The 18,774-nt window shown below is 67.4% G+C and carries 17 protein-coding genes and 2 pseudogenes; 7 read left to right on the forward strand and 12 right to left on the reverse strand.

Translation table 11 applies throughout. From position 1 onward, the window contains the following. From H7J86_RS33680 to H7J86_RS09405, 8 genes and pseudogenes are all read right to left on the reverse strand, one after another. A pseudogene (locus tag H7J86_RS33680) lies at nucleotides 1–290 on the reverse strand (ABC transporter ATP-binding protein); the annotation flags it as partial. A gap of 120 nt (nucleotides 291–410) precedes the next feature. Further along, nucleotides 411–1,142: pseudogene (locus H7J86_RS33685) on the reverse strand (ABC transporter ATP-binding protein); the annotation flags it as partial. 300 nt (nucleotides 1,143–1,442) lie between these two features. Continuing rightward, nucleotides 1,443–1,832, reverse strand: a complete 390-nt coding sequence (gene rplL, locus H7J86_RS09380) for a 50S ribosomal protein L7/L12 (protein WP_090360011.1) — start codon at nucleotides 1,830–1,832, stop codon at nucleotides 1,443–1,445. A 42-nt stretch (nucleotides 1,833–1,874) separates the two neighbouring features. After that, nucleotides 1,875–2,414, reverse strand: coding sequence for a 50S ribosomal protein L10 (gene rplJ / locus H7J86_RS09385; RefSeq protein WP_090360014.1), 540 nt, complete (start codon nucleotides 2,412–2,414; stop codon nucleotides 1,875–1,877). A gap of 283 nt (nucleotides 2,415–2,697) precedes the next feature. Next, nucleotides 2,698–3,603 carry an ROK family protein gene (locus H7J86_RS09390; RefSeq protein ID WP_267290676.1) on the reverse strand — a complete coding sequence of 302 codons (906 nt, stop codon included), beginning with the start codon at nucleotides 3,601–3,603 and terminating at the stop codon, nucleotides 2,698–2,700. A gap of 43 nt (nucleotides 3,604–3,646) precedes the next feature. Beyond that, nucleotides 3,647–4,210: a DUF7158 domain-containing protein gene (locus H7J86_RS09395; RefSeq protein ID WP_267290677.1), complete on the reverse strand. Its 564-nt coding sequence runs from the start codon at nucleotides 4,208–4,210 to the stop codon at nucleotides 3,647–3,649. Continuing rightward, the gene (locus H7J86_RS09400; RefSeq protein ID WP_267290679.1) at nucleotides 4,207–8,313 is read right to left on the reverse strand and encodes a glycoside hydrolase family 38 N-terminal domain-containing protein; all 4,107 of its coding nucleotides are present in this window, start codon (nucleotides 8,311–8,313) and stop codon (nucleotides 4,207–4,209) included. The genes H7J86_RS09395 and H7J86_RS09400 overlap by 4 nt, the downstream gene beginning before the upstream one ends. Nucleotides 8,314–8,322: 9 nt before the next feature. Next, nucleotides 8,323–9,273 (reverse strand): helix-turn-helix transcriptional regulator, encoded by a 951-nt coding sequence (locus H7J86_RS09405; RefSeq protein ID WP_372517248.1) that lies wholly within the window; start codon nucleotides 9,271–9,273, stop codon nucleotides 8,323–8,325. 62 nt (nucleotides 9,274–9,335) lie between these two features. Between H7J86_RS09405 and H7J86_RS09410 the strand changes: the two genes are divergently transcribed. After that, nucleotides 9,336–9,860, forward strand: a complete 525-nt coding sequence (locus H7J86_RS09410) for a DinB family protein (protein ID WP_090360022.1) — start codon at nucleotides 9,336–9,338, stop codon at nucleotides 9,858–9,860. 1 nt (nucleotide 9,861) lies between these two features. Continuing rightward, on the forward strand, nucleotides 9,862–10,461 hold the full coding sequence (locus tag H7J86_RS09415) for a DinB family protein (RefSeq protein ID WP_267290681.1): 600 nt from the start codon (nucleotides 9,862–9,864) through the stop codon (nucleotides 10,459–10,461). Between the two features lie 77 nt (nucleotides 10,462–10,538). On the opposite strand, the gene H7J86_RS09420 is transcribed toward H7J86_RS09415, so the two are convergent. Continuing rightward, nucleotides 10,539–11,381, reverse strand: a complete 843-nt coding sequence (locus tag H7J86_RS09420) for a type IV toxin-antitoxin system AbiEi family antitoxin (RefSeq protein WP_090360027.1) — start codon at nucleotides 11,379–11,381, stop codon at nucleotides 10,539–10,541. Nucleotides 11,382–11,473: 92 nt separating this feature from the next. Beyond that, nucleotides 11,474–12,067, reverse strand: a complete 594-nt coding sequence (locus tag H7J86_RS09425) for a TetR/AcrR family transcriptional regulator (protein ID WP_267290683.1) — start codon at nucleotides 12,065–12,067, stop codon at nucleotides 11,474–11,476. 76 nt (nucleotides 12,068–12,143) lie between these two features. Here H7J86_RS09425 and H7J86_RS09430 point away from each other — a divergent pair, with 76 nt between their 5' ends. The 5 genes from H7J86_RS09430 to H7J86_RS09450 all read left to right on the forward strand — a co-directional run bounded on the left by H7J86_RS09430 (nucleotide 12,144) and on the right by H7J86_RS09450 (nucleotide 17,449). Beyond that, nucleotides 12,144–13,145 carry an oxygenase MpaB family protein gene (locus tag H7J86_RS09430; protein WP_267290685.1) on the forward strand — a complete coding sequence of 334 codons (1,002 nt, stop codon included), beginning with the start codon at nucleotides 12,144–12,146 and terminating at the stop codon, nucleotides 13,143–13,145. Between the two features lie 52 nt (nucleotides 13,146–13,197). After that, nucleotides 13,198–14,565 (forward strand): ABC1 kinase family protein, encoded by a 1,368-nt coding sequence (locus H7J86_RS09435; RefSeq protein WP_267290687.1) that lies wholly within the window; start codon nucleotides 13,198–13,200, stop codon nucleotides 14,563–14,565. Next, nucleotides 14,562–15,458, forward strand: a complete 897-nt coding sequence (locus H7J86_RS09440) for an alpha/beta fold hydrolase (protein ID WP_090360035.1) — start codon at nucleotides 14,562–14,564, stop codon at nucleotides 15,456–15,458. Before H7J86_RS09435 ends, H7J86_RS09440 begins: the two co-directional genes overlap by 4 nt. 82 nt (nucleotides 15,459–15,540) lie before the next feature. Continuing rightward, complete coding sequence (locus H7J86_RS09445) at nucleotides 15,541–16,236, forward strand: YciI family protein (RefSeq protein WP_090360038.1); 696 nt, start codon at nucleotides 15,541–15,543, stop codon at nucleotides 16,234–16,236. Nucleotides 16,237–16,246: 10 nt separating this feature from the next. Continuing rightward, nucleotides 16,247–17,449 (forward strand): RNA polymerase sigma factor, encoded by a 1,203-nt coding sequence (locus H7J86_RS09450; protein ID WP_267290689.1) that lies wholly within the window; start codon nucleotides 16,247–16,249, stop codon nucleotides 17,447–17,449. Nucleotides 17,450–17,516: 67 nt separating this feature from the next. Here H7J86_RS09450 and rplA read toward each other — a convergent pair whose 3' ends face one another. Beyond that, complete coding sequence (gene rplA, locus H7J86_RS09455) at nucleotides 17,517–18,230, reverse strand: 50S ribosomal protein L1 (RefSeq protein ID WP_090360043.1); 714 nt, start codon at nucleotides 18,228–18,230, stop codon at nucleotides 17,517–17,519. Between the two features lie 88 nt (nucleotides 18,231–18,318). Next, nucleotides 18,319–18,747 carry a 50S ribosomal protein L11 gene (rplK, locus tag H7J86_RS09460; protein WP_090360044.1) on the reverse strand — a complete coding sequence of 143 codons (429 nt, stop codon included), beginning with the start codon at nucleotides 18,745–18,747 and terminating at the stop codon, nucleotides 18,319–18,321. Nucleotides 18,748–18,774 lie beyond the last annotated feature (27 nt).

Genomic DNA, 18,774 nt, shown 5'->3' on the forward strand with positions numbered 1-18,774 from the left:
GCCTGACGACGCGCCACACCCTTACGCTCGGGCATCCCCGGCGTCGCAATCAGCTGCGGCGGCACACCCTCGATCTCCTCCACACCACCATCGCTCTGACCGGCATCCATCATCGCCTGCTCCGCCGCCGCGGTCGCCTCGTCCTTCTCCTCCGACATACCGATCGGACCAATCCGACGACCATTGAGGAACTGCTTGACCACCGGCTCCTCCGAGGTCAACAACACCTCACGCGGACCGAACATCACCAACTTCTTCCGGAACAACATCCCGATGTTGTCCGGCACCGTCCGCGCAATATTGATGTTGTGCGTCACGATCAACACCGTCGCATCGATCTGGGCATTGATATCGATCAACAACTGCGACAGATACGCGGTACGGACCGGCATCCCGATGTTGTCCGGCACCGTCCGCGCAATATTGATGTTGTGCGTCACGATCAACACCGTCGCATCGATCTGGGCATTGATATCGATCAACAACTGCGACAGATACGCGGTACGGACCGGNTCCAGACCGGAGTCCGGCTCATCGCACAAGATGATCTGCGGATCCAACACCAGCGCCCGCGCCAGGCCGGCACGCTTGCGCATACCACCAGAAATCTCACCGGGGAACTTNTGCCCATCATTGGGCATACCCACCAGCTCGAGCTTCTCCATCACGATCTTGCGGATATCGGACTCGGACTTCTTGGTGTGCTCCCGCAACGGGAACGCCGTGTTGTCATAAATATTCATCGACTGCCCATCATTGGGCATACCCACCAGCTCGAGCTTCTCCATCACGATCTTGCGGATATCGGACTCGGACTTCTTGGTGTGCTCCCGCAACGGGAACGCCGTGTTGTCATAAATATTCATCGACCCGAACAGCGCACCATCCTGAAACAGCACACCGAACAAGGTCCGGATCTCGTAGAGCTCCTTGGCCGAGCACTCCAAGATATTGGTGCCATCGATATAGATCGCACCCTTCTCCGGGCGCAACAGACCGATCAACGACTTCAAGAACACCGACTTACCGGTACCCGAAGGGCCCAGCAACACGCTGACCTCACCCTCGGGAACCTTCAGCGTGACGTCTTCCCAAATCTTCGACGACCCGAACGACTTACTCAGTCCAGTNTTCAAGAACACCGACTTACCGGTACCCGAAGGGCCCAGCAACACGCTGACCTCACCCTCGGGAACCTTCAGCGTGACGTCTTCCCAAATCTTCGACGACCCGAACGACTTACTCAGTCCAGTTACGTCGATTGCGACGCCCATACGGTTTCCTTCCGACTACGACCCACCGCGCCACGTGCTACCCCGCCTGTGGCTTGAGTCACTGTAGCGCACGGCTGATTTCAGCAACACAGAAGTGAGTTGGCAAACAGGCCTTTCGACGACGATGGGCCGGGTCGTTACCGACCCGGCCCATCAACGAGGCTGAAACTACTTGACGGTGACCGATGCGCCGGCGGCCTCGAGCTTGGCCTTGGCGTCCTCGGCGGCTTCCTTGGTGACCTTCTCCAGCAGCGGCTTGGGGGCGCCGTCGACCAGGTCCTTGGCTTCCTTCAGACCCAGGCCGGAAACGATCTCGCGGACGACCTTGATGACGCCGATCTTCTTGTCGCCGGCACCCTCGAGGATGACGTCGAACTCGGACTGCTCCTCGGCGGCCTCGGCGGCAGCGCCACCGGCGGCGGGGGCGGCCGCAACGGCGACCGGAGCGGCGGCGGTGACGTCGAAGGTGTCCTCGAACACCTTCACGAACTCAGAGAGCTCGAGCAGGGTCAGTTCCTTGAAGGCGTCGATGAGTTCTTCGGTGGACAGCTTTGCCATGGTGATTCCTTATCTCTATGGGTGGTGGTGGTTTTGTTGGTCTCAGGCGGCAGTGTCTGCCGAACCCTCTGAGGCCTTCTTCTCTTGCAGAGCTGCGGCCAGGCGGGCGACCTGGGACGCGGGCGCGACGAACAGCGCAGCGGCCTGGGACTGCTTGGCCTTCAGGGCGCCGGCGACGCGCGACAGGAGCACCTCGCGGGACTCCAGATCGGCGATCCGCTCGACCTCGGATACGGACAGCGCCTTGCCGTCCATGTAGCCGCCCTTGATGACGAGCGCCTTGTTGTCCTTGGCGAACTTCTTGATCGCCTTGGCAGCGTCGACGGGCTCGCCGTTGATGAACGCGATGGCGGTCGGACCGGTGAAGAGGTCGTCCAGACCCTCGATCCCGGCCTCGGACGCCGCACGCTTCACCAAGGTGTTCTTGGCGACGGTGTACGTCGTTCCGTCGCCCAGCGACCTGCGCAGCTCGGCAAGGTTGGACACCTTCAGGCCGCGGTACTCGGTGACGACGGTGGCCGTCGCCTCCTTGAACTTCTCGGCGATGTCGGCGACCGCGGTGGCCTTGTCAGCGTTGGCCATGCTTGCCTCCTCGTGATGGTTGGGATGTCCACCAACCGCCAGAGCCCGGATGGGCGGCAAAAGGGCCTGAAATCACAAACGCCCCGACACAGGACAGGTCGGGGCGCACAGGAAATACTGTTACCTCGTCCTCCTGCGTGGGCCGCCCGGAAATCCGGGACCTTCAACCGATTGCTCGGTGACCGACGGTCTTCGGTGGAACCCGGTAAGGATAGCGGACCCACGGCCGATCAGCCAAAACGAGCGCCACCGGTACCGCAGCGCCGTGCGATGGGGGACGCACTCACCTGGCCAGGGCCAGCGCGGCGGCCCCCACCAGTCCGGCGTCCCCGCCGAGTGCGGCGGGGACCACGCGGAGATCCCGCAGGAACGACAGTCCGGCGTAGGTGTGCAGCGCCGCCCGCAGCGGATCGAAGAGCAGAGCTCCCGACTTGGCCACCCCGCCACCGATGACGACAAGGTCCAGATCGCAGGTCGCCGCGACCCCGGCGATCATCATCGCCACCCCGGTCGCGCCCCGGCGGAACGCCTTGAGCGCGACCTCGTCACCTGCACGGGCGGCGTCGGCCAACACTTTCGCGTCGGCGCCGGGCGGGGCCGCCCAACCGTTCTCCCGTGCCCAGCGCACCAGATGCGGGCCCGACGCCACGGTCTCGACACAACCCCGGCCCCCGCACGTGCACGGCTCGCCGTCCGGTTCGACGATGACGTGACCGATGTGGCCGGCATTGCCGGTGCGCCCGTCATACGGGGCGCCGTCGAGCACCAGTCCCCCGCCGATGCCCGTCGAGACCACCATGCCCAGCAGGAATTGCGCGCCGGCCCCGGCGCCGCGCCACTGCTCGCCGAGCGCCATACACAGTCCGTCACCCCCGAGGCGCACCGGGACGCCGGTCAGCTGTCGAGTCCGCTCGACGATCGGGAATGCTTGCCAGCCAGCGATATTGATGGGGCTGACCGTTCCGGAGTGCAGGTCGACGGGGCCGGCGGAGCTGATGCCGACACCGCGCACCGGGCCGCCGGCGCGGTCCAGTGCATCGCGGATCAGCTGCGCGGCGACCTCCCATACGGTGTCCGCGTCGGCGTGTGGGGTGGGCTGCTGCGCGCGGTGCGTGAGCGTGCCCGCCGCATCGACCAGCCCGACGGCGATCTTGGTGCCGCCGACGTCGAGCGCGAGGGTGAGTGCCATCAGGTGCCCATCTCTATCAGGTGACACCGATCTGCCATGACGGTCAGTGCCGGTGAGTGTTATCGGGTTGGCGCGGGTCTCCGGGATGCTCGTAACCCGGTGCCAGTCGGACCAGTTCGGCGCAGCGCGAATCCAGCCAGTGCCGGAACACGCGCCGGCCGGCGGCCGCCCGCAGATGAGCGGTGATCGCGGGCCGCGCCTGCTCCAGTGCGATCGCTGTGCGGCGCGGGCCGAATCGGGTCGGGTTACGTTCGTGGTATGCCGCGATATCGGCTTCGGAGACCTCGACCGCCGCAGTGATCCGCGCGAAAACGGCACGGGCGTGCGGTGATTCGAGCACCGCGGCGCCGACGCTGCCGATCTCCAGTCGTGCCGCCGGGTCGGGCAGCACATCGTGCAGGGCCGGCGGATCGGCTCCGCCTTGCTCACCGGCCACCACCGCCTCGGCCACCAACAGCTGGGTCAGCCAGCGGCGCAGCTGCCTGCCTTCACTGGTTCCCGGCCGGGGCAATGCCGCAGCACGCGATCCCGTCCGCAGCCGACGTTCGCGTTCGTCGACAGCGGTTTCCGGGATCGGCGTACCGGCCACCCAGGCCACCGCCGTCACGGCAGCACCTGTATCTCGACCGCCGGCGAGTACACCAGTCGGCCCGCGCAGGCCACCCTGATCAGCGCCCACCACCGGCCCGGATCCAGCCAGGGTGGCGGGGCGACGTCGAAGTCCAGTTGCCGTGTCCCGCGCGCGGGTACCTCTGCCCCGACGGCCGGCGGACCCAACCATTCCCAGGTCCCCCACGGACTGATGAGGTGAGCTTCGACGGCAAGGTCGGCGCCCGCATCGGTACCGACCGTGACCGACAGCGCCGCGCGGCCGCCGGCCCGCACGCTCACCGGTTCGGGCCCGGAGACCAGCCGCAGTATCTCGTCATGCGCTGTGGCCTGGATCGACACGATGCAGACGTCCTCGACGACCTGATGCCACGCCGCGGGCAGCCCGCGTCCGCCCGCGGCGAGTTCGGCGCGGACGGGATAGAGACCGCGCGGGATGCCCGCCGGTACCGTCACCCCCACCTCGGCCTCCAGGTACTCCCCCGGCGGCAGCACGAAGGACAGGTCGGCCGGCTCGGCGATCCAACCGGGCGGCATCACCATCCGGACCCGGCCGTGCAGCGCCGTATCCGTACAGTCACTGGCTGCGGTGAGACGAAGACGCACAACGGTATCCGACTCAGCCACGAGATGGCTGGGATGCAGGTGTGCCACCAACGGCAAACCCCCCAATGGCGCGGGACCACGGTTGTGCAACCAGTAGCGCGCATAGAGCGGTTGGGCGTACTCGGCCTCCGGGGCCAGTGTCTGCTGATCGGCGTTGGCGATCCGGATCCCGTCCAGCCGGCCGCGCAGGGTGGCGATCTGATAGCCGTGCAGCGTCGTGGTCGCCGGACCGGACGGCCGTTCCAGCAGGTCGGCCTCGGTCAGCGCCGAGATACTGCAGATACCCGATCGGACCACGAATTCTGCGCTCCGGCCGTGCGTTTCGACGAGGCGAAGGGAAACCGAGGACGGCTCGACCCGCGCGGTCGAACCCGCCGCGAACGGGTTGCCGGCGGCCTTGAGCGCACCCAGGGTGACGCGGCCTCCCGTCGAGTCGACGTCGAGTAGCGCGCCGTGGGCCGGCAGTCCGTCGGCACCCGCCCGCCGGTTGGGCACGGCGATCAGCGGATGCGAGAACTCCGCGCTGCGGGCCGGTATGTCGGCGTCACGCCAGTCCCCCTCGCTGGCCACCAGCGCGTAGTCGAAGGTGTGCGACCAGTGCTGAAGCTGGAAGTTGGAGCCGTCGGGGGCGGTGCGGCGCGGCGGGTCGATCCAGGTTCCCGAGGGCCAGCCGGTGCAGGACCGCATCAGCGAGGTGTGCAGCGTGCCGTCGGGTTCGACGGCGAAACCGGGCACGCCCCGGTTGCACAGCGCGACGGTCACCGACTCGAACGGGGTCAGCCCGGCGGCTGCGTCCTGGTGCACGGCGATCTCTGCGTCGGCCAGATCCTGCACCAGCGCCCCGATATCGCCGACGACGATGAGGACCGGCAAGCTGCGGACGCCGCGCAGGTCGGCACCGGGTATCCAGGTGTCGGCGAGCGCCAAGGCCGCGGGGACCCACACTCGGGCCGTGCCGCCCGCGGCGAGCTGACGATCGAGCTCGTGCCGGTGTTCGGGCGAAGTGTGCAAAACAGCTGCGGTGAACGAATTCTCGTCCGGCGCTCCGAGCGCGATCCGCGCATCGGGCAGGTTGGAGTCCACCGACAGGTCGCCGTAGCGCGGTTTGTCCGCCGCGCTACAGGTGGCGGTGACGCCGGCGCGCACGAGGGCAACCATCAGGTCGCGGACATCGAATTGTTCTTCGGGCGTCACGACTTCGGCCACCGAGACCGCCCGGACCCCCGCGCCGACACGCACCCGCAGCATCGAGGACAACCCGAACCAGCCGTATGCCGGGTTGTCCAGCGTGTACGGATCCTGCGCGGAGTCGACGGCGTGCGCCGCCCCGTGCGGATGCAGGAGGCCGAAGCCGCGGCCGATCACCGCGTCGCCGACCTCGCTGACCGGCATCGCACCGGGCACCGGGCACGGCCAGCGCAGCCGCAGTAACTTGTCGGCGCCGGTGAATTCGTCGACGGTGGTGCGGCATTCGATGCGCGAGACGCCGTGCCACAGCGTGATCGTCTGGGTGTAGCGAAGGATGTCGCCGATGCGTCCACGAACGGTCAGCCGCTCTCCGAGTGCACAGCGGAAAGCCCGCACCTCGGCGGGGTACGCCGAGGAACACACCACCGGGCCGGTGGGCAGCAGGTGCCACGGCCCCTCGCCGGCCTTCGGGTGTGCCGGGTACTCGTCGTAGACGGCGAGTTCGTTGCCCACCTTGGTGCCCGTGATCAGCTCGCGCCCGCCGGCGAGCACCGAACTCACCCCGCCGCCGCGGGCCGGGTCGACGCGGACTCGATGGTGCTCGTTGCGTATCTCGTTGCCGTCCAACGGCTCCCACTCTGATCCCGGGCTGTCGTCGTCGAGCCGGTACGCCCGCCAACCCAGCGATCCGACATCGCGTGCCAGCCAGCTCACGGTGTGTCCGTGCGATACCGACGGGACGGGGTCGCCGTGCTGGTCGCGTACCACGCCGGCGAACGGGCGGTCGAGCTGCGCGGTCACCACATCCGACCGACGGTGCGCCAGCGGATTCCACACCACCATCGGCGCATCCACCGCGCCGCTGAGCAGGGCCAGCGCGTTGTCGCGGGCGGCCCGGCCCAGTTCCCACGCATCACGCCAGCCGGTCAACAAATCGAGGTAAACCTGGTCGGATTCGGAGCCGGTGATCGCGTCGTGGTGGGCTCCGTAGGCCAGTTGTACCCAGGCCTTCTCCAGCGCGGCCTGCGGATAGGTGGCGCCGCAGAGTGTTCCGGCGAACACCGCGAAGCGTTCGGCCTCCAACACCACGTTCTCGGCGGCACGGTTGGCCTGCTTGGTGTCGATGTAGGAGACGTCCTTGCCGGTGTAGATCGGGTTCATGTCCCGGGTCTGCACCGAAGGCAGCGCGGCCCGGTCAGCGAGTTCGGCCCGGACGGCCGTGAAGAACTCCTTGGGCAGGGCGCACACGAATCGCGGCCAGGTGTAGCGGGCGTTCCAGTCGCGGTGGATCTCGGTGACCCACTTGTTCGGCGGGGTGTAGTCGGTACCCACGGGCAGGAGCACATTGCGGGTCAACGCAACCTTTTTCAGGCTGGAGAACAGTGCGAAGGTCTGCTGCTCCGCCTCGGCGAGGCCGGCGGAGGCGTCCATCCACCAACCCGCCGCATAGTGCGCCGGCATGTAGTGGGTGAGCAGGCCCCGACCGGACGGTGCCGTCCATTCGAACTCGCTGGCGAACTGCATGCGTTCGGGGTCGCCGTGATCGGCCATCGGACCCCACTGGTGATGCGGACCGCGAGCCCACGAACTGGACGTCAGCCCGGCGTCGGCGGCCATCCCGGGGAACTGCGGGTCGTGGCCGAACACGTCGAGCTGCCATGCCGTCGCCGGGTCGGCCCCGAGCACATCACGCTGAAAGCCGAGGCCCGCCACGAAGTTCCGGATCGCCGTCTCCGGACTGGTGAGGTTGGTGTTGGGTTCGTTGTAGGTACCGCCCATGATCTCGATCCGGCCGTCGGCGATGAAGCGGCGCAGATCGGCCCGTTCCTCGGGGTGGGTGTCCCAGAACGGCTTGAGGTAGTCCACCTCGGCGAGCACGAACTTGTACTCGGGCTCGCGGCGGGCCATCTCCAGATGCGCCGTCACCAGTTCGAATCCGTTGGTCTGCCGGCACGCGCCGGGTGGATCCTCGGTCCAGACGCTGGTGTAGGCGGCCTGGGTGTTCCACCAGACCGGGTCGTAGTGGAAGTGGCTGATCATGTGCATCGTCCAGCCGGGCTCCGCGACGACGAAGGTGAACGGCAGATCACCTGCCCGCGCCGGCCGTCGTTCGCCGGGAACCGGTTGGTCGACGTGAACCGGGATCTCGCCGGTGTCGCCGAGGACCGGCCCCTCGCCGCGCAGGCCCTCGCCCTCGATCCGGATCACCTCGCCGGCGGCGTCCTGACAGGTGACCCGCACGATCTGCAGCGGCGCGTCCGCCGGCCCGACGAACAGTTCGGTCGGCTCCGCTGCGGTCAGACGCATGAGCGCACCTTACGTTCGCGCGGCCGCCCTGCGAAGGCGTTCGGCGGCAGCCCGTACCGCCTCGGCCACCTCGGGCGGGTCCAGGACTTCGAACTCACACCCGGGCATGGCCAGATACAACGCCATCCGCGCGGGATCGTCGGCGCCGGTGGTGACGATGCACGCGTCGGGTCCGTCGGGTTCGATCTGCACCGACGTCGCGGGAAACGTCTGGGCGACAACATCGTGCGCGGCGTGATACCGCACCCGGGCGATGTAGCGGTAGGGCAACGAACTGATGGCGCGGCGCACGTAGTCGGCGGCGTCGGGGGCAGATCGGGGGACGAAGGTGCTGCCGAGCGCGCGGACGTCGGACATCCGGTCCAGGCGCAGGCTGCGCCAGTCGTCACGGTCCCGGTCGTAGCCCAGCAGATACCAGCGCCGGCCGGTGGTGACCAATTGATAGGGCTCGAGGCGGCGCACGGTGGCATTGCCGCGGATGTCGACGTATCCGCAACCGATGTGTTCGTGGTCGCGGCTGGCACGAGCCAGGGTCATCAGGATGTCGGGGTCGACGGCGTCGTCGGAGGCGGCGGTCAGGGTGACGGTGTTTTCGTGGACCGCGGCCACCTGGGAGCGCAACCGTGACGGCATCACCTGGTCGAGTTTCGACAGTGCACGCAACGCCGATTCGCCGATTCCGGCCACGCTGCCACCCGCGGCCAGGCGCAGGCACACGGCCATGGCGACGGCCTCGTCCGATTCGAGCAGCAGCGGGGGCAGGGCGGCCCCGGCACCGAGTTGGTAGCCGCCGCCGTGCCCCTTGCTTGCGTGCACGGGATATCCGAGATCGCGCAGACGCTCGACATCGCGGCGCACGCTGCGGGTGGTGACCTCGAGGCGCTGGGCCAGTTCCTCGGAGGTCCAAACCCGGCGTGACTGCAGCAGGCCGAGCAGTTGCAGGACCCTGGCGGTGCTCATGTTCACCATCTTGATGCATTCATAGGACCGAAACTGTCCTATATGGATGTCAGGGTGGGTTCATGTACACCGAACTGCTGGCCGACCAGCTGGACTTCCACTGGACACACCAGCTGCGTCCGCGCTTCGAGGGCCTGACCGATGACGAGTACTTCTGGGAGCCGGTGCCCGACTGCTGGAACGTGCACCCCGGCGCGAACGGGACGACCATCGATTTCGCCTATCCCCCACCACAACCGGAACCCTTCACCACCATCGCGTGGCGGCTGGCACATGTCATCGTCGGCGTGCTCGCCATGCGCAACCACTCCCATTTCGGCGGACCGCCCGCCGACTACGAGACCTGGCGGTACGCCACCGACGCCGCGGGCGCGCTGCGCCAGCTCGATGACGAGTACGCACGCTGGATCGCGGGGGTGCGTGCACTCACCGAGGCAGACCTGACCAAGCCCTGCGGACCGGCCGAAGGACCGTACGGCGCTGAGCCCATGGCCGTCCTGGTCCTGCACATCAACCGCGAAATGATCCACCACGGTGCGGAAATCGCCTGCATCCGTGACCTTTACATCCACTCGAAGGAGAACTGATATGCCCGGAATGCCCGCCCCCGCCGCCGGCGAGCGCCAGACCCTGATCAACTTCCTGGCGTTCCAGCAGGACGCGTTCCTGGCGGTGGCCTACGGACTCACCGACGAGCAGGGGCGCTCCGCGCCCGCTGCCAGTTCGTTGTCCATCGGCGGGCTGGTCAAGCATGTGACCAACTGCCAGAAGGGCTGGACGGAGCGGGCCGCGCACGCGCCGTCCATCCCGGTGCCCGATGCCAGGCCGATGGAAGAGCTCATGGCCGAATACGAGGAGCAGTACGTGATGCGCGAGGACGAGACCCTGCACGGCCTCCTGGAAGCCCTGAAAGCGCAGAATGCCGCGACCCTGCAGGTGTTCGCCGAAGCCGACTTCGACACTCCGGTGCCGGTGCCCCACGACGTGCCGTGGTTCCCGCAGGACATCGACCACTGGTCGGTCCGGTGGGTGCTGCTGCACCTGGTCGAGGAGTTGTCCCGGCATGCCGGGCACGCCGACATCGTCCGCGAAACAGTCGACGGCGCAACGATGTACGAGTTGCTGGCCGCCGCCGAGGAATGGCCGGAGACGGACTGGATCAAGCGCTGGCGGCCGGCGTCGGTCTAGCTTGGGCGAGATCGACGAAAGGCGAGATCGACGAAAGGGCTGTCCGCAGCACCGTGCGAGCAACCCTTTCGTCGATCTCAACCCGACCAGCCGCGGGCCTTCAGAGCGGCGCGGGCGTCCGCGACGACATCGCGTCCGCGGTCCTCCTTGATCACGTGTACGAGGTGCCAATCCAGCCGGCGCAATTCGCGATTCGCCCACACGTCCTTCGCGTACTGCGCGCGCTCGGTCAGATGTTGCTGACCGTCGTACTCGGCACCGACCTTGAACTTCTCCCAGGCCATGTCGATCCGCCGGACGTAGCGGCCAGACTCGGTGCGGACGACGAACTGCGTGGTGGGCGTGGGCAACCCGGCGTCGGCGAACAACAAGCGCAACCACGTCTCCTTCGGCGACTCGGCACCACCATCGACAAGAGGCAATGCGGAATTCAGCCGGGTCAGCCAGCGCCGTCCAGGATGGACCTTTGCGAGCAGCTCGACATCTTCGACGGCGAACGGCTTCGCATTCATCAGGGCGTCGAGACGGGTCACCGCCATATCCCGGGTCAGGTGGCGCCCCAGGTCGAAGGCCGTCCGGACCGGTGATGTCACCCGAAGCCCACGCACTGTGATGATCTCGCCCTCACCCAGCGTCTCCCTGCGCACCACGAGGCCCGGCTGAGGCCGACATGCCGCGATCAACTCGACGTCCACGTCATCGTCGACCCATTTCGCCCCGTGCAGCGCCGACGCAGCCACACCTGCGACCACGGCACCGGGCGCGACGAGCAACGCCCCTTCGATCCGATCCCACAACGAGGGCCGATGGTGCTTGGGGATGTAGATCCCGCGGAATATGGGTCGATAGCGGTGACGAAGCTGGGCACGGGTGAGGCGCCCGGCCGTCACCGCGTCACCCCCGACGAATGCAACAGGCACACCTTCTTGGACGCGCCATGCCGCCCGTCGGATTCATCTCCGTCGAGATCGACGACATGGTCGCTGTCACCGCACCGGGAACGACCTTTTCATCAATCTCGGCCGAGCACGAGCCCGAGCGCCGCGTCGACCACCGCATCGAGGTCCGCACCCAATGCACCCGCAAGCCACTGCTGGGCCAACTCCGCCATCGCGCCGGTGTACATCGCCGCGCCGACCCGCGCGACCACCGGGTCGGCGCCCGTCCGCACCTCGGCGAGCACGGCGGCCAGCAGCAGATCCTGGGTGGCGGCCCGGCGCGCGATCAGCACGGGGTTGGACCGAGCGTCGGTGAACAGCACCCGACCTCGGCGCGGGTCCGCCGAACCGAAGTCCAGCACCGCTGCCATACCCGCCCTGGTGCGGGCGCGCAGCGCGTCGGCTGCGGAGGCCATCGCCGCGTCCACCGTCTCGGCGAGTTCGGCACTCACCTTGTCGTACACCGCGCCGAGCAGCTCGTCGGTATCGGCGAAGCTCTCGTAGAAGTACCGGGAGTTCAGCCCGGCGGCCCGGCACACCGAACGCACCGACAGGGCCGCCTCGCCACCGTCGCCGAACAACGCATAGGCGGCGTCGACCAGGAGTCCGCGCCGCTCGGCGCGCCGGTCGGTCAGCGGGACACCCGCCCACCGGGTTGGGGTCGACATCGGTCCAGATTAGTTCTGGCTACGGCTGTGACCAAAATGTATTCTGGTCACAATCGTGACCAGAAGGGATGTGGGCATGGATCTGCCGCACCAGCACGTCGAGCGGTTGTTGCAACGCAAGTTCGATCGGGACATCCGCAAGCACTACTTCCGCGGCCTGGAGTTCGCCGAACCCGCGGGCGATCCGGGTTGGTTCGGCCTCGGCAGCGCGGTGTGGCACGTGCACTCGCACACCGAGGCCCTGATCTTCGGCCTGCAGTGCGCGGCCTATATCGAACGCCTCGATCCGTCGATCTACTGGATGGGCATGCACCACTCACGACTGGTCAAGCGGGACGACCAGGGCAATGCCATCCCCGTGGTGGACCCCAAGGGCGCCGCGGTCCGCCTCGGGCACTCGATCGCCTTCTTCATCGGTACGGCGTACGGCAACACCGAGTCCGCCGAACGGGTGGCCCGCACCGTGCGCGCCATGCACCACACCATCAAGGGCACCCGGCCCGACGGCGCCGCCTATGACGCCGATGACCCGCAGTGGCTGCGCTGGAACTACGCCACCGTCGTGTGGGGCATCGCCACGGCCCACGAGCTGTACCACCCGAATCCGTTGCGCGGCAAAAAACTCGACCGCTACTACGGCGAGTTCATCCGGGTCGGCCAGGCGCTGGGCGGCACCGACCTGCCCACCACCAAGGCCGAGACGCTGGACTGTCTGCACTCCTACCTGCCCCGCCTGGCGCTGACCCACGGCGCAGCCATGGCCACCGGCCCCAACCTGCCGATGCCGCAGAGCGCCATCGACTGGGCGATCCGCGACACCATGCCCAGATGGGCCAAGCAGCTGATCGGCCACACCGACCCCAACCCGATCGAGCGGGCCGCCCGGCGGGCCCTCGTGTGGTCGGCGATCAACGGCCTGCACACCGCCGCCGGCCCGGCACGCGAGTTCCGGGAGGCGCAGCAGCGCGTCAAGAACGGCACCACCGTGCCGCACACCGAGCCCAGCTATGTCCCGGGCACCGATCCGCAGGTCAGCCGCGCGGATATCGAGCGCAGTTTCGCCGCCAGCTCACTGTGACGCATACCACTCAAGTTTTTGGCGTTACCGGCGGTTTTGAGACACTGCAGGGATGAGCACTCAGCCAACGAGACCCAAGCACCGCGAGGTCGCCAGGCTCGATCGGGTGCCACTGCCGGTTGAGGCCGCCCGGATCGGGGCCACCGGCTGGCAGGTCACCCGCACCGGCGCCCGCGTCGTCGCCAACCTCCTCACCAAGGGCAGTCTGCAACACAAGATCCTCCAGCAGATTCCCCAGACGTTCGCCGACCTGGGACCCACCTATGTCAAATTCGGCCAGATCATCGCGTCCAGCCCCGGCGCGTTCGGCGAACCGCTGTCCCGGGAGTTCCGCGGACTGCTGGACCGGGTGCCCCCGGCCGACAAGGACCAGGTGCACAAGCTGTTCGTCGAAGACCTGGGCGACGCCCCGCAGAACCTGTTCAAGTCCTTCGACGAGGTCCCCTTCGCATCCGCCTCGATCGCGCAGGTGCACTACGCCACGCTGCACACCGGTGAGGAGGTCGTGGTCAAGATCCAACGCCCCGGCATCCGCCGCCGGGTGGCCGCCGATCTGCAGATCCTCAAGCGCGGCGCGCAGGTCGTCGAACTCGCCAAGCTGGGCAGGCGGCTGTCCGCCCAGGATGTGGTCGCCGACTTCTCCGACAATCTGGCCGAGGAGCTGGATTTCCGCCTGGAGGCGCAGTCCATGGACGCGTGGGTGGCGCACATGCACGCCTCCCCGCTCGGTGAGAACATCCGGGTGGCGCAGGTCTACTGGGACCTGACCAGCGAACGGGTGCTCACCATGGAACGCATCCAGGGCACCCGCATCGACGACGTGGCCACCATCCGCAATAAAGGGTTCGACGGCGAGACGCTGGTGAAGGCCCTGTTGTTCAGCGTGTTCGAGGGCGGGCTGCGCCACGGCCTGTTCCACGGTGATCTGCACGCGGGCAACCTCTACGTCGACGACGACGGCAAGATCGTCTTCTTCGACTTCGGCATCATGGGCCGCATCGATCCCCGCACCCGTTGGCTGCTGCGCGAACTGGTCTACGCCCTGGTGGTGAAGAAGGATCACGCCGCGGCCGGAAAGATCGTCGTGCTGATGGGTGCGGTGGGCACCGTCAAACCCGAGGCCCAGGCGGCCAAGGATCTGGAGAAGTTCGCCACGCCGTTGACCATGTCCTCACTCGGCGATATGAGTTACGCCGATATCGGGAAACAACTCTCCACCCTCGCCGACGCGTACGACGTAAAGCTCCCGCGCGAGCTGGTCTTGATCGGCAAGCAGTTCCTCTACGTCGAGCGGTACATGAAGCTGCTGGCGCCGAAGTGGCAGATGATGAGCGATCCGCAATTCACCGGCTACTTCGCGAACTTCATGGTGGAGATCAGCCGGGACCACAAAGAACACAAAGAAGAGGGCAGCGAATGAGCGTCCGCACCGGGACCGCGACCCACGGCGACATCGAGATCGTCTACGAGGACATGGGCAATCCCGATGATCCGGCGGTCCTGCTGATCATGGGCCTGGGCGCACAACTCCTGTTGTGGCGCAAGGGATTCTGCGAGAAGCTCGTCGACCAGGGACTACGGGTGATCCGCTTCGACAACCGCGATATCGGACTGTCCACCAAGCTGCCCCACGCCCGCAGCGGCGCGCCGCTGCCGACCCGGATGGCGCGGTCGCTCGTCGGCCTGAAGAGCCCAGCCGGCTACGTCCTGGAGGATATGGCCGATGACGCGAACGCGCTGCTGGATCATCTCGGCATCGAGCGTGCCCATATCGTCGGTGCCTCGATGGGCGGCATGATCGCCCAGGTCTTCGCCGCCCGGCACAGCCACCGCACGCGCAGCCTCGGGGTCATCTTCTCCAGCAACAACCAAGCCCTGCTCCCGCCGCCCGGGCCGAAACAGCTGCTGGCGCTGCTGCAGAAGCCCAAGGACTCCTCCCGGGAAGCCGTCATCGAGAACACGATCCGGCTGACCGAGATCATCGGCAGCCCCGGCTTCCCGACGCCGAGGGACAAGGCCCGCGCCGACGCCATCGAGAGTTACGACCGGTCCTACTATCCGGCCGGGGTGGGCAGGCAGTTCGCCGCCATCATGGGCAGCGGCAGCCTGCGCCACTACAACCGGCAGGTCACCGTGCCGACCGTGGTCATCCACGGCAAAGCCGACAAACTCATGCGCCCGTCGGGCGGCCGGGCGATCGCCCGTGCCATCCCGGGTGCACGACTGGTCCTGTTCGACGGAATGGCCCACGATCTGCCGGAAGCCCTGTGGGATGACATCGTCGGCGAACTCAAATCGAATTTCGCCGGCTGATCCTGTCGGATCGGGTCGTAGTCGTTCGTCGTACAGGTAGAGAGTGGGACGCTAGGGTCCCGCCCCTACCGGAGGAACGACCATGTTCTACTTCGCACTGCTGCTGACCCCCGAGCGCGATCTGAACCCCGCCGAGGGCGCCGCCGAGATGGCGGCCTATCAGGAATTCCATGCCAAGGCCGCGTCGGCGATCCGGGGCGGCGACGCACTCGCCGCTGCGGGCGACGGCAAGCTGATCACCGGCTGGCCGGGTGAGCCGGTGGTGACCGACGGCCCGTTCGCCGAAGGCGCCGAGGTGGCCGGCGGCTACTACGTGTTCGAGGCCGACAATCTCGACGACGCGCTGGAGTTGGCGCGCCAGATCCCCGCGGCGCAGTACGGTGCCATCGAGGTGTGGCCGATGGTGCACTGGAATGCCCCCAGCCAGCCGGTCGGCGCGGATTGGCTTGCGCTGCTGCTGGAGTCACCCGACGAGGTGAACATCCCCGGTTCACCCGAGTTCGAAGCCAGGGTGGCCCAGCACGTCGAGGTCCATCAGAGCATCGGTGACCACATCCTGGGCGGAGCACCGTTGCACCCGCCGGCCACCGCCACGACGGTACGGGTTCGGGACGGCCAGACGGTGTTGACGGACGGGCCCTACGTGGAGGGTGCGGAGGTGGCCAACGGCTTCTACCTGCTTCGCGCCGCAGACCGGGACGAGGCGGTCAAGCTCGCCTCGATGATTCCCGCCGGCTCGGTCGCGGTGCGCCGGCTCGCCGGGATCGCCGGCCTGTAAGAGCCGCGCAATGACCAACCTGGACGGCGTCTTCCGTCGCGAATGGGGTCCGGCGGTCGCGACACTGGCGCGCTGGTGCGGTGACCTCACCCTGGCAGAGGACGCCGTCCAGGAGGCCTTCACCGAAGCGCTGCGCACCTGGGCCGACGGACCCCCGGACAACCCGGGCGGCTGGCTCATGACGGTCGCACGCAATCGCGCCCTGGACCGGATACGGCGCGAATCATCGCGCCCCGGAAAGGAACTCGCGGCGATGCCGATCCCAACCGATGACCGGCCGGTGCACCCGGTCCGCGATGACGAGCTGCGGATGATGTTCACCTGCGCACACCCCGCCCTCGACCGGCCGTCACAACTGGCGCTGACCTTGCGCCTGATCTCCGGGCTGACGGTGCCGGAGATCGCCCGAGCACTCATGCAGTCCGAAGCCGCCGTCGGGCAACGGATCACCCGCGCCAAGAACAAGATCCGGCACGCCAACATCCCGCTGCGGGTCCCGCCGGCAGAGTTGCTCGGCGAACGGACACCGCACGTGCTGGCCTGCGTGTACTCGGTGTTCACCGAGGGCTACTGGTCGACCGGCGGTCCCTCGGCCATCCGCGACGACCTCTGCGACGAGGGGGTCCGACTGGCCGGGGAACTGTGCGCCTTGATGCCCACGGTTGCGGATACCCATGCCCTGGCGGCGCTGACCCTGCTGCACGACTCGCGGCGGGCCACCCGGGTCGATGCCGGCGGTGCCCTATTGCCGCTCGAGGAGCAGGACCGCAGCCGCTGGGACCGAACCCGGATGGCCCGCGGCCTGGACCGGCTGGCCCGGGCGAGCGGCGCGCAGGGACCTTACCTGCCGCAAGCGGTGATCGCGGCCGTCCATGCCACGGCCCCGAACTGGGCGGCCACCGACTGGCCGACGATCTGCGCAGCCTACGATCGGCTCATCGCCGTCGCCGATTCACCGATGGCCCGGGCCAATCACGCGCTGGCACTGGGCTTTCGGGACGGTTTCGCCGTCGGGCTGGCGGCGTTGGACCGGGTGGCCGATGATCCGCGACTGGCGCGCTCGAGTGTGGTCGCCTCGATCCGGGCCGACCTGCTGCGCAGGTCCGACCGGCTGACCGAGGCAGCCCACTGGTACCGAATCGCCTTGGACCGCAGTGCATCCGATCCAGCGCAGGATTTCCTGCGCCGGCGCCTCGCCGAGTGCGGGGGCTGACGCCGAAACGCCGAGTGGCCGGTCATCTCGCGATGACCGGCCACTCGGTGAGGTGTAAGGACAGGCTTTAGACCTGCTCCTCCGTGAAGTTCCGGGTCACGGCCGGGTCCACCGGGATGCCGGGGCCGGTCGTGGTGGAGACGGTGATCTTCTTCAGGTAGCGCCCCTTGGAGGACGACGGCTTGGCGCGCAGCACCTCGTCGAGCGCCGCACCGTAGTTCTCGGCCAGCTTGGTCTCGTCGAAGGACGCCTTGCCGATCACGAAGTGCAGGTTGGCCTGCTTGTCGACACGGAAGTTGATCTTGCCGCCCTTGATGTCGTTGACGGCCTTGGTGACATCAGCGGTCACGGTGCCGGTCTTGGGGTTCGGCATCAGGCCGCGCGGGCCCAGCACGCGGGCGATACGACCGACCTTGGCCATCTGATCGGGCGTGGCGATCGCGGCGTCGAAATCCAGGAACCCACCCTGGATCTTCTCGATCAGGTCATCGCTACCCACCACGTCCGCGCCGGCGGCCAGGGCCTGCTCGGCCTTCTCACCCACGGCGAACACCGCGACACGGGCGGTCTTACCGGTGCCGTGCGGAAGGTTCACGGTGCCACGGACCATCTGGTCGGCCTTGCGGGGATCGACGCCCAGGCGGATGGCGACCTCGACGGTCGCATCCTGCTTCTTGGACGAGGTCTCCTTGGCCAGACGCGCGGCCTGCAGCGGGGTGTAGAGGTTGGTGCGATCCACCTTCTCGGCGGCTTCGCGATATGCCTTGCTGTTCTTGCTCATTGTGATTCCAATCGTGTTGTTGGAGTTGTGGTTGTCGGGCCGGAGCGGGCCCTCCCACGACTTCCGTGCTTGTTCGAGACTTTCGTGCTTATTCGACAGTGATACCCATGGAGCGGGCAGTGCCGGCGATGATCTTCGCCGCGGCGTCGATATCGTTGGCGTTGAGATCTTCCTTCTTGGTCTCGGCGATCTCACGCACCTGATCCCACGTGACCTTGGCGACCTTGGTCTTGTGCGGTTCGCCGGAACCCTTCTGCACACCGGCAGCCTTGAGCAGCAGCCGCGCGGCGGGCGGGGTCTTCAGGGCGAAGGTGAAGCTGCGATCCTCGTAGACGGTGATCTCCACGGGGATGACGTTGCCGCGCTGCGACTCGGTCGCGGCGTTGTACGCCTTGCAGAACTCCATGATGTTGACGCCATGCTGACCGAGCGCCGGACCGACCGGCGGAGCAGGGTTGGCCTGCCCGGCCTGGATCTGGAGCTTGATGAGCCCGGCGACCTTTTTCTTCGGGGCCATGTTGTTCGGTGTTCCTTACTGTTTCTT

Origin of the sequence: Mycobacterium hackensackense (genome assembly GCF_025822555.1) — a bacterium.
GTDB lineage: Bacteria > Actinomycetota > Actinomycetes > Mycobacteriales > Mycobacteriaceae > Mycobacterium > Mycobacterium fluoranthenivorans.

Excerpts from the sequence above, each read along its gene's own strand:
- rplL (WP_090360011.1), bottom strand. The coding sequence starts at position 1,832 with ATGGCAAAGCTGTCCACCGAAGAACTCATCGACGCCTTCAAGGAACTG.
- rplJ (WP_090360014.1), bottom strand. The coding sequence starts at position 2,414 with ATGGCCAACGCTGACAAGGCCACCGCGGTCGCCGACATCGCCGAGAAG.
- H7J86_RS09390 (WP_267290676.1), bottom strand. The coding sequence starts at position 3,603 with ATGGCACTCACCCTCGCGCTCGACGTCGGCGGCACCAAGATCGCCGTC.
- H7J86_RS09400 (WP_267290679.1), bottom strand. The coding sequence starts at position 8,313 with ATGCGTCTGACCGCAGCGGAGCCGACCGAACTGTTCGTCGGGCCGGCG.
- H7J86_RS09405 (WP_372517248.1), bottom strand. The coding sequence starts at position 9,273 with ATGAGCACCGCCAGGGTCCTGCAACTGCTCGGCCTGCTGCAGTCACGC.
- H7J86_RS09410 (WP_090360022.1), top strand. The coding sequence starts at position 9,336 with ATGTACACCGAACTGCTGGCCGACCAGCTGGACTTCCACTGGACACAC.
- H7J86_RS09415 (WP_267290681.1), top strand. The coding sequence starts at position 9,862 with ATGCCCGGAATGCCCGCCCCCGCCGCCGGCGAGCGCCAGACCCTGATC.
- H7J86_RS09425 (WP_267290683.1), bottom strand. The coding sequence starts at position 12,067 with ATGTCGACCCCAACCCGGTGGGCGGGTGTCCCGCTGACCGACCGGCGC.
- H7J86_RS09430 (WP_267290685.1), top strand. The coding sequence starts at position 12,144 with ATGGATCTGCCGCACCAGCACGTCGAGCGGTTGTTGCAACGCAAGTTC.
- H7J86_RS09435 (WP_267290687.1), top strand. The coding sequence starts at position 13,198 with ATGAGCACTCAGCCAACGAGACCCAAGCACCGCGAGGTCGCCAGGCTC.
- H7J86_RS09440 (WP_090360035.1), top strand. The coding sequence starts at position 14,562 with ATGAGCGTCCGCACCGGGACCGCGACCCACGGCGACATCGAGATCGTC.
- H7J86_RS09445 (WP_090360038.1), top strand. The coding sequence starts at position 15,541 with ATGTTCTACTTCGCACTGCTGCTGACCCCCGAGCGCGATCTGAACCCC.
- H7J86_RS09450 (WP_267290689.1), top strand. The coding sequence starts at position 16,247 with ATGACCAACCTGGACGGCGTCTTCCGTCGCGAATGGGGTCCGGCGGTC.
- rplA (WP_090360043.1), bottom strand. The coding sequence starts at position 18,230 with ATGAGCAAGAACAGCAAGGCATATCGCGAAGCCGCCGAGAAGGTGGAT.
- rplK (WP_090360044.1), bottom strand. The coding sequence starts at position 18,747 with ATGGCCCCGAAGAAAAAGGTCGCCGGGCTCATCAAGCTCCAGATCCAG.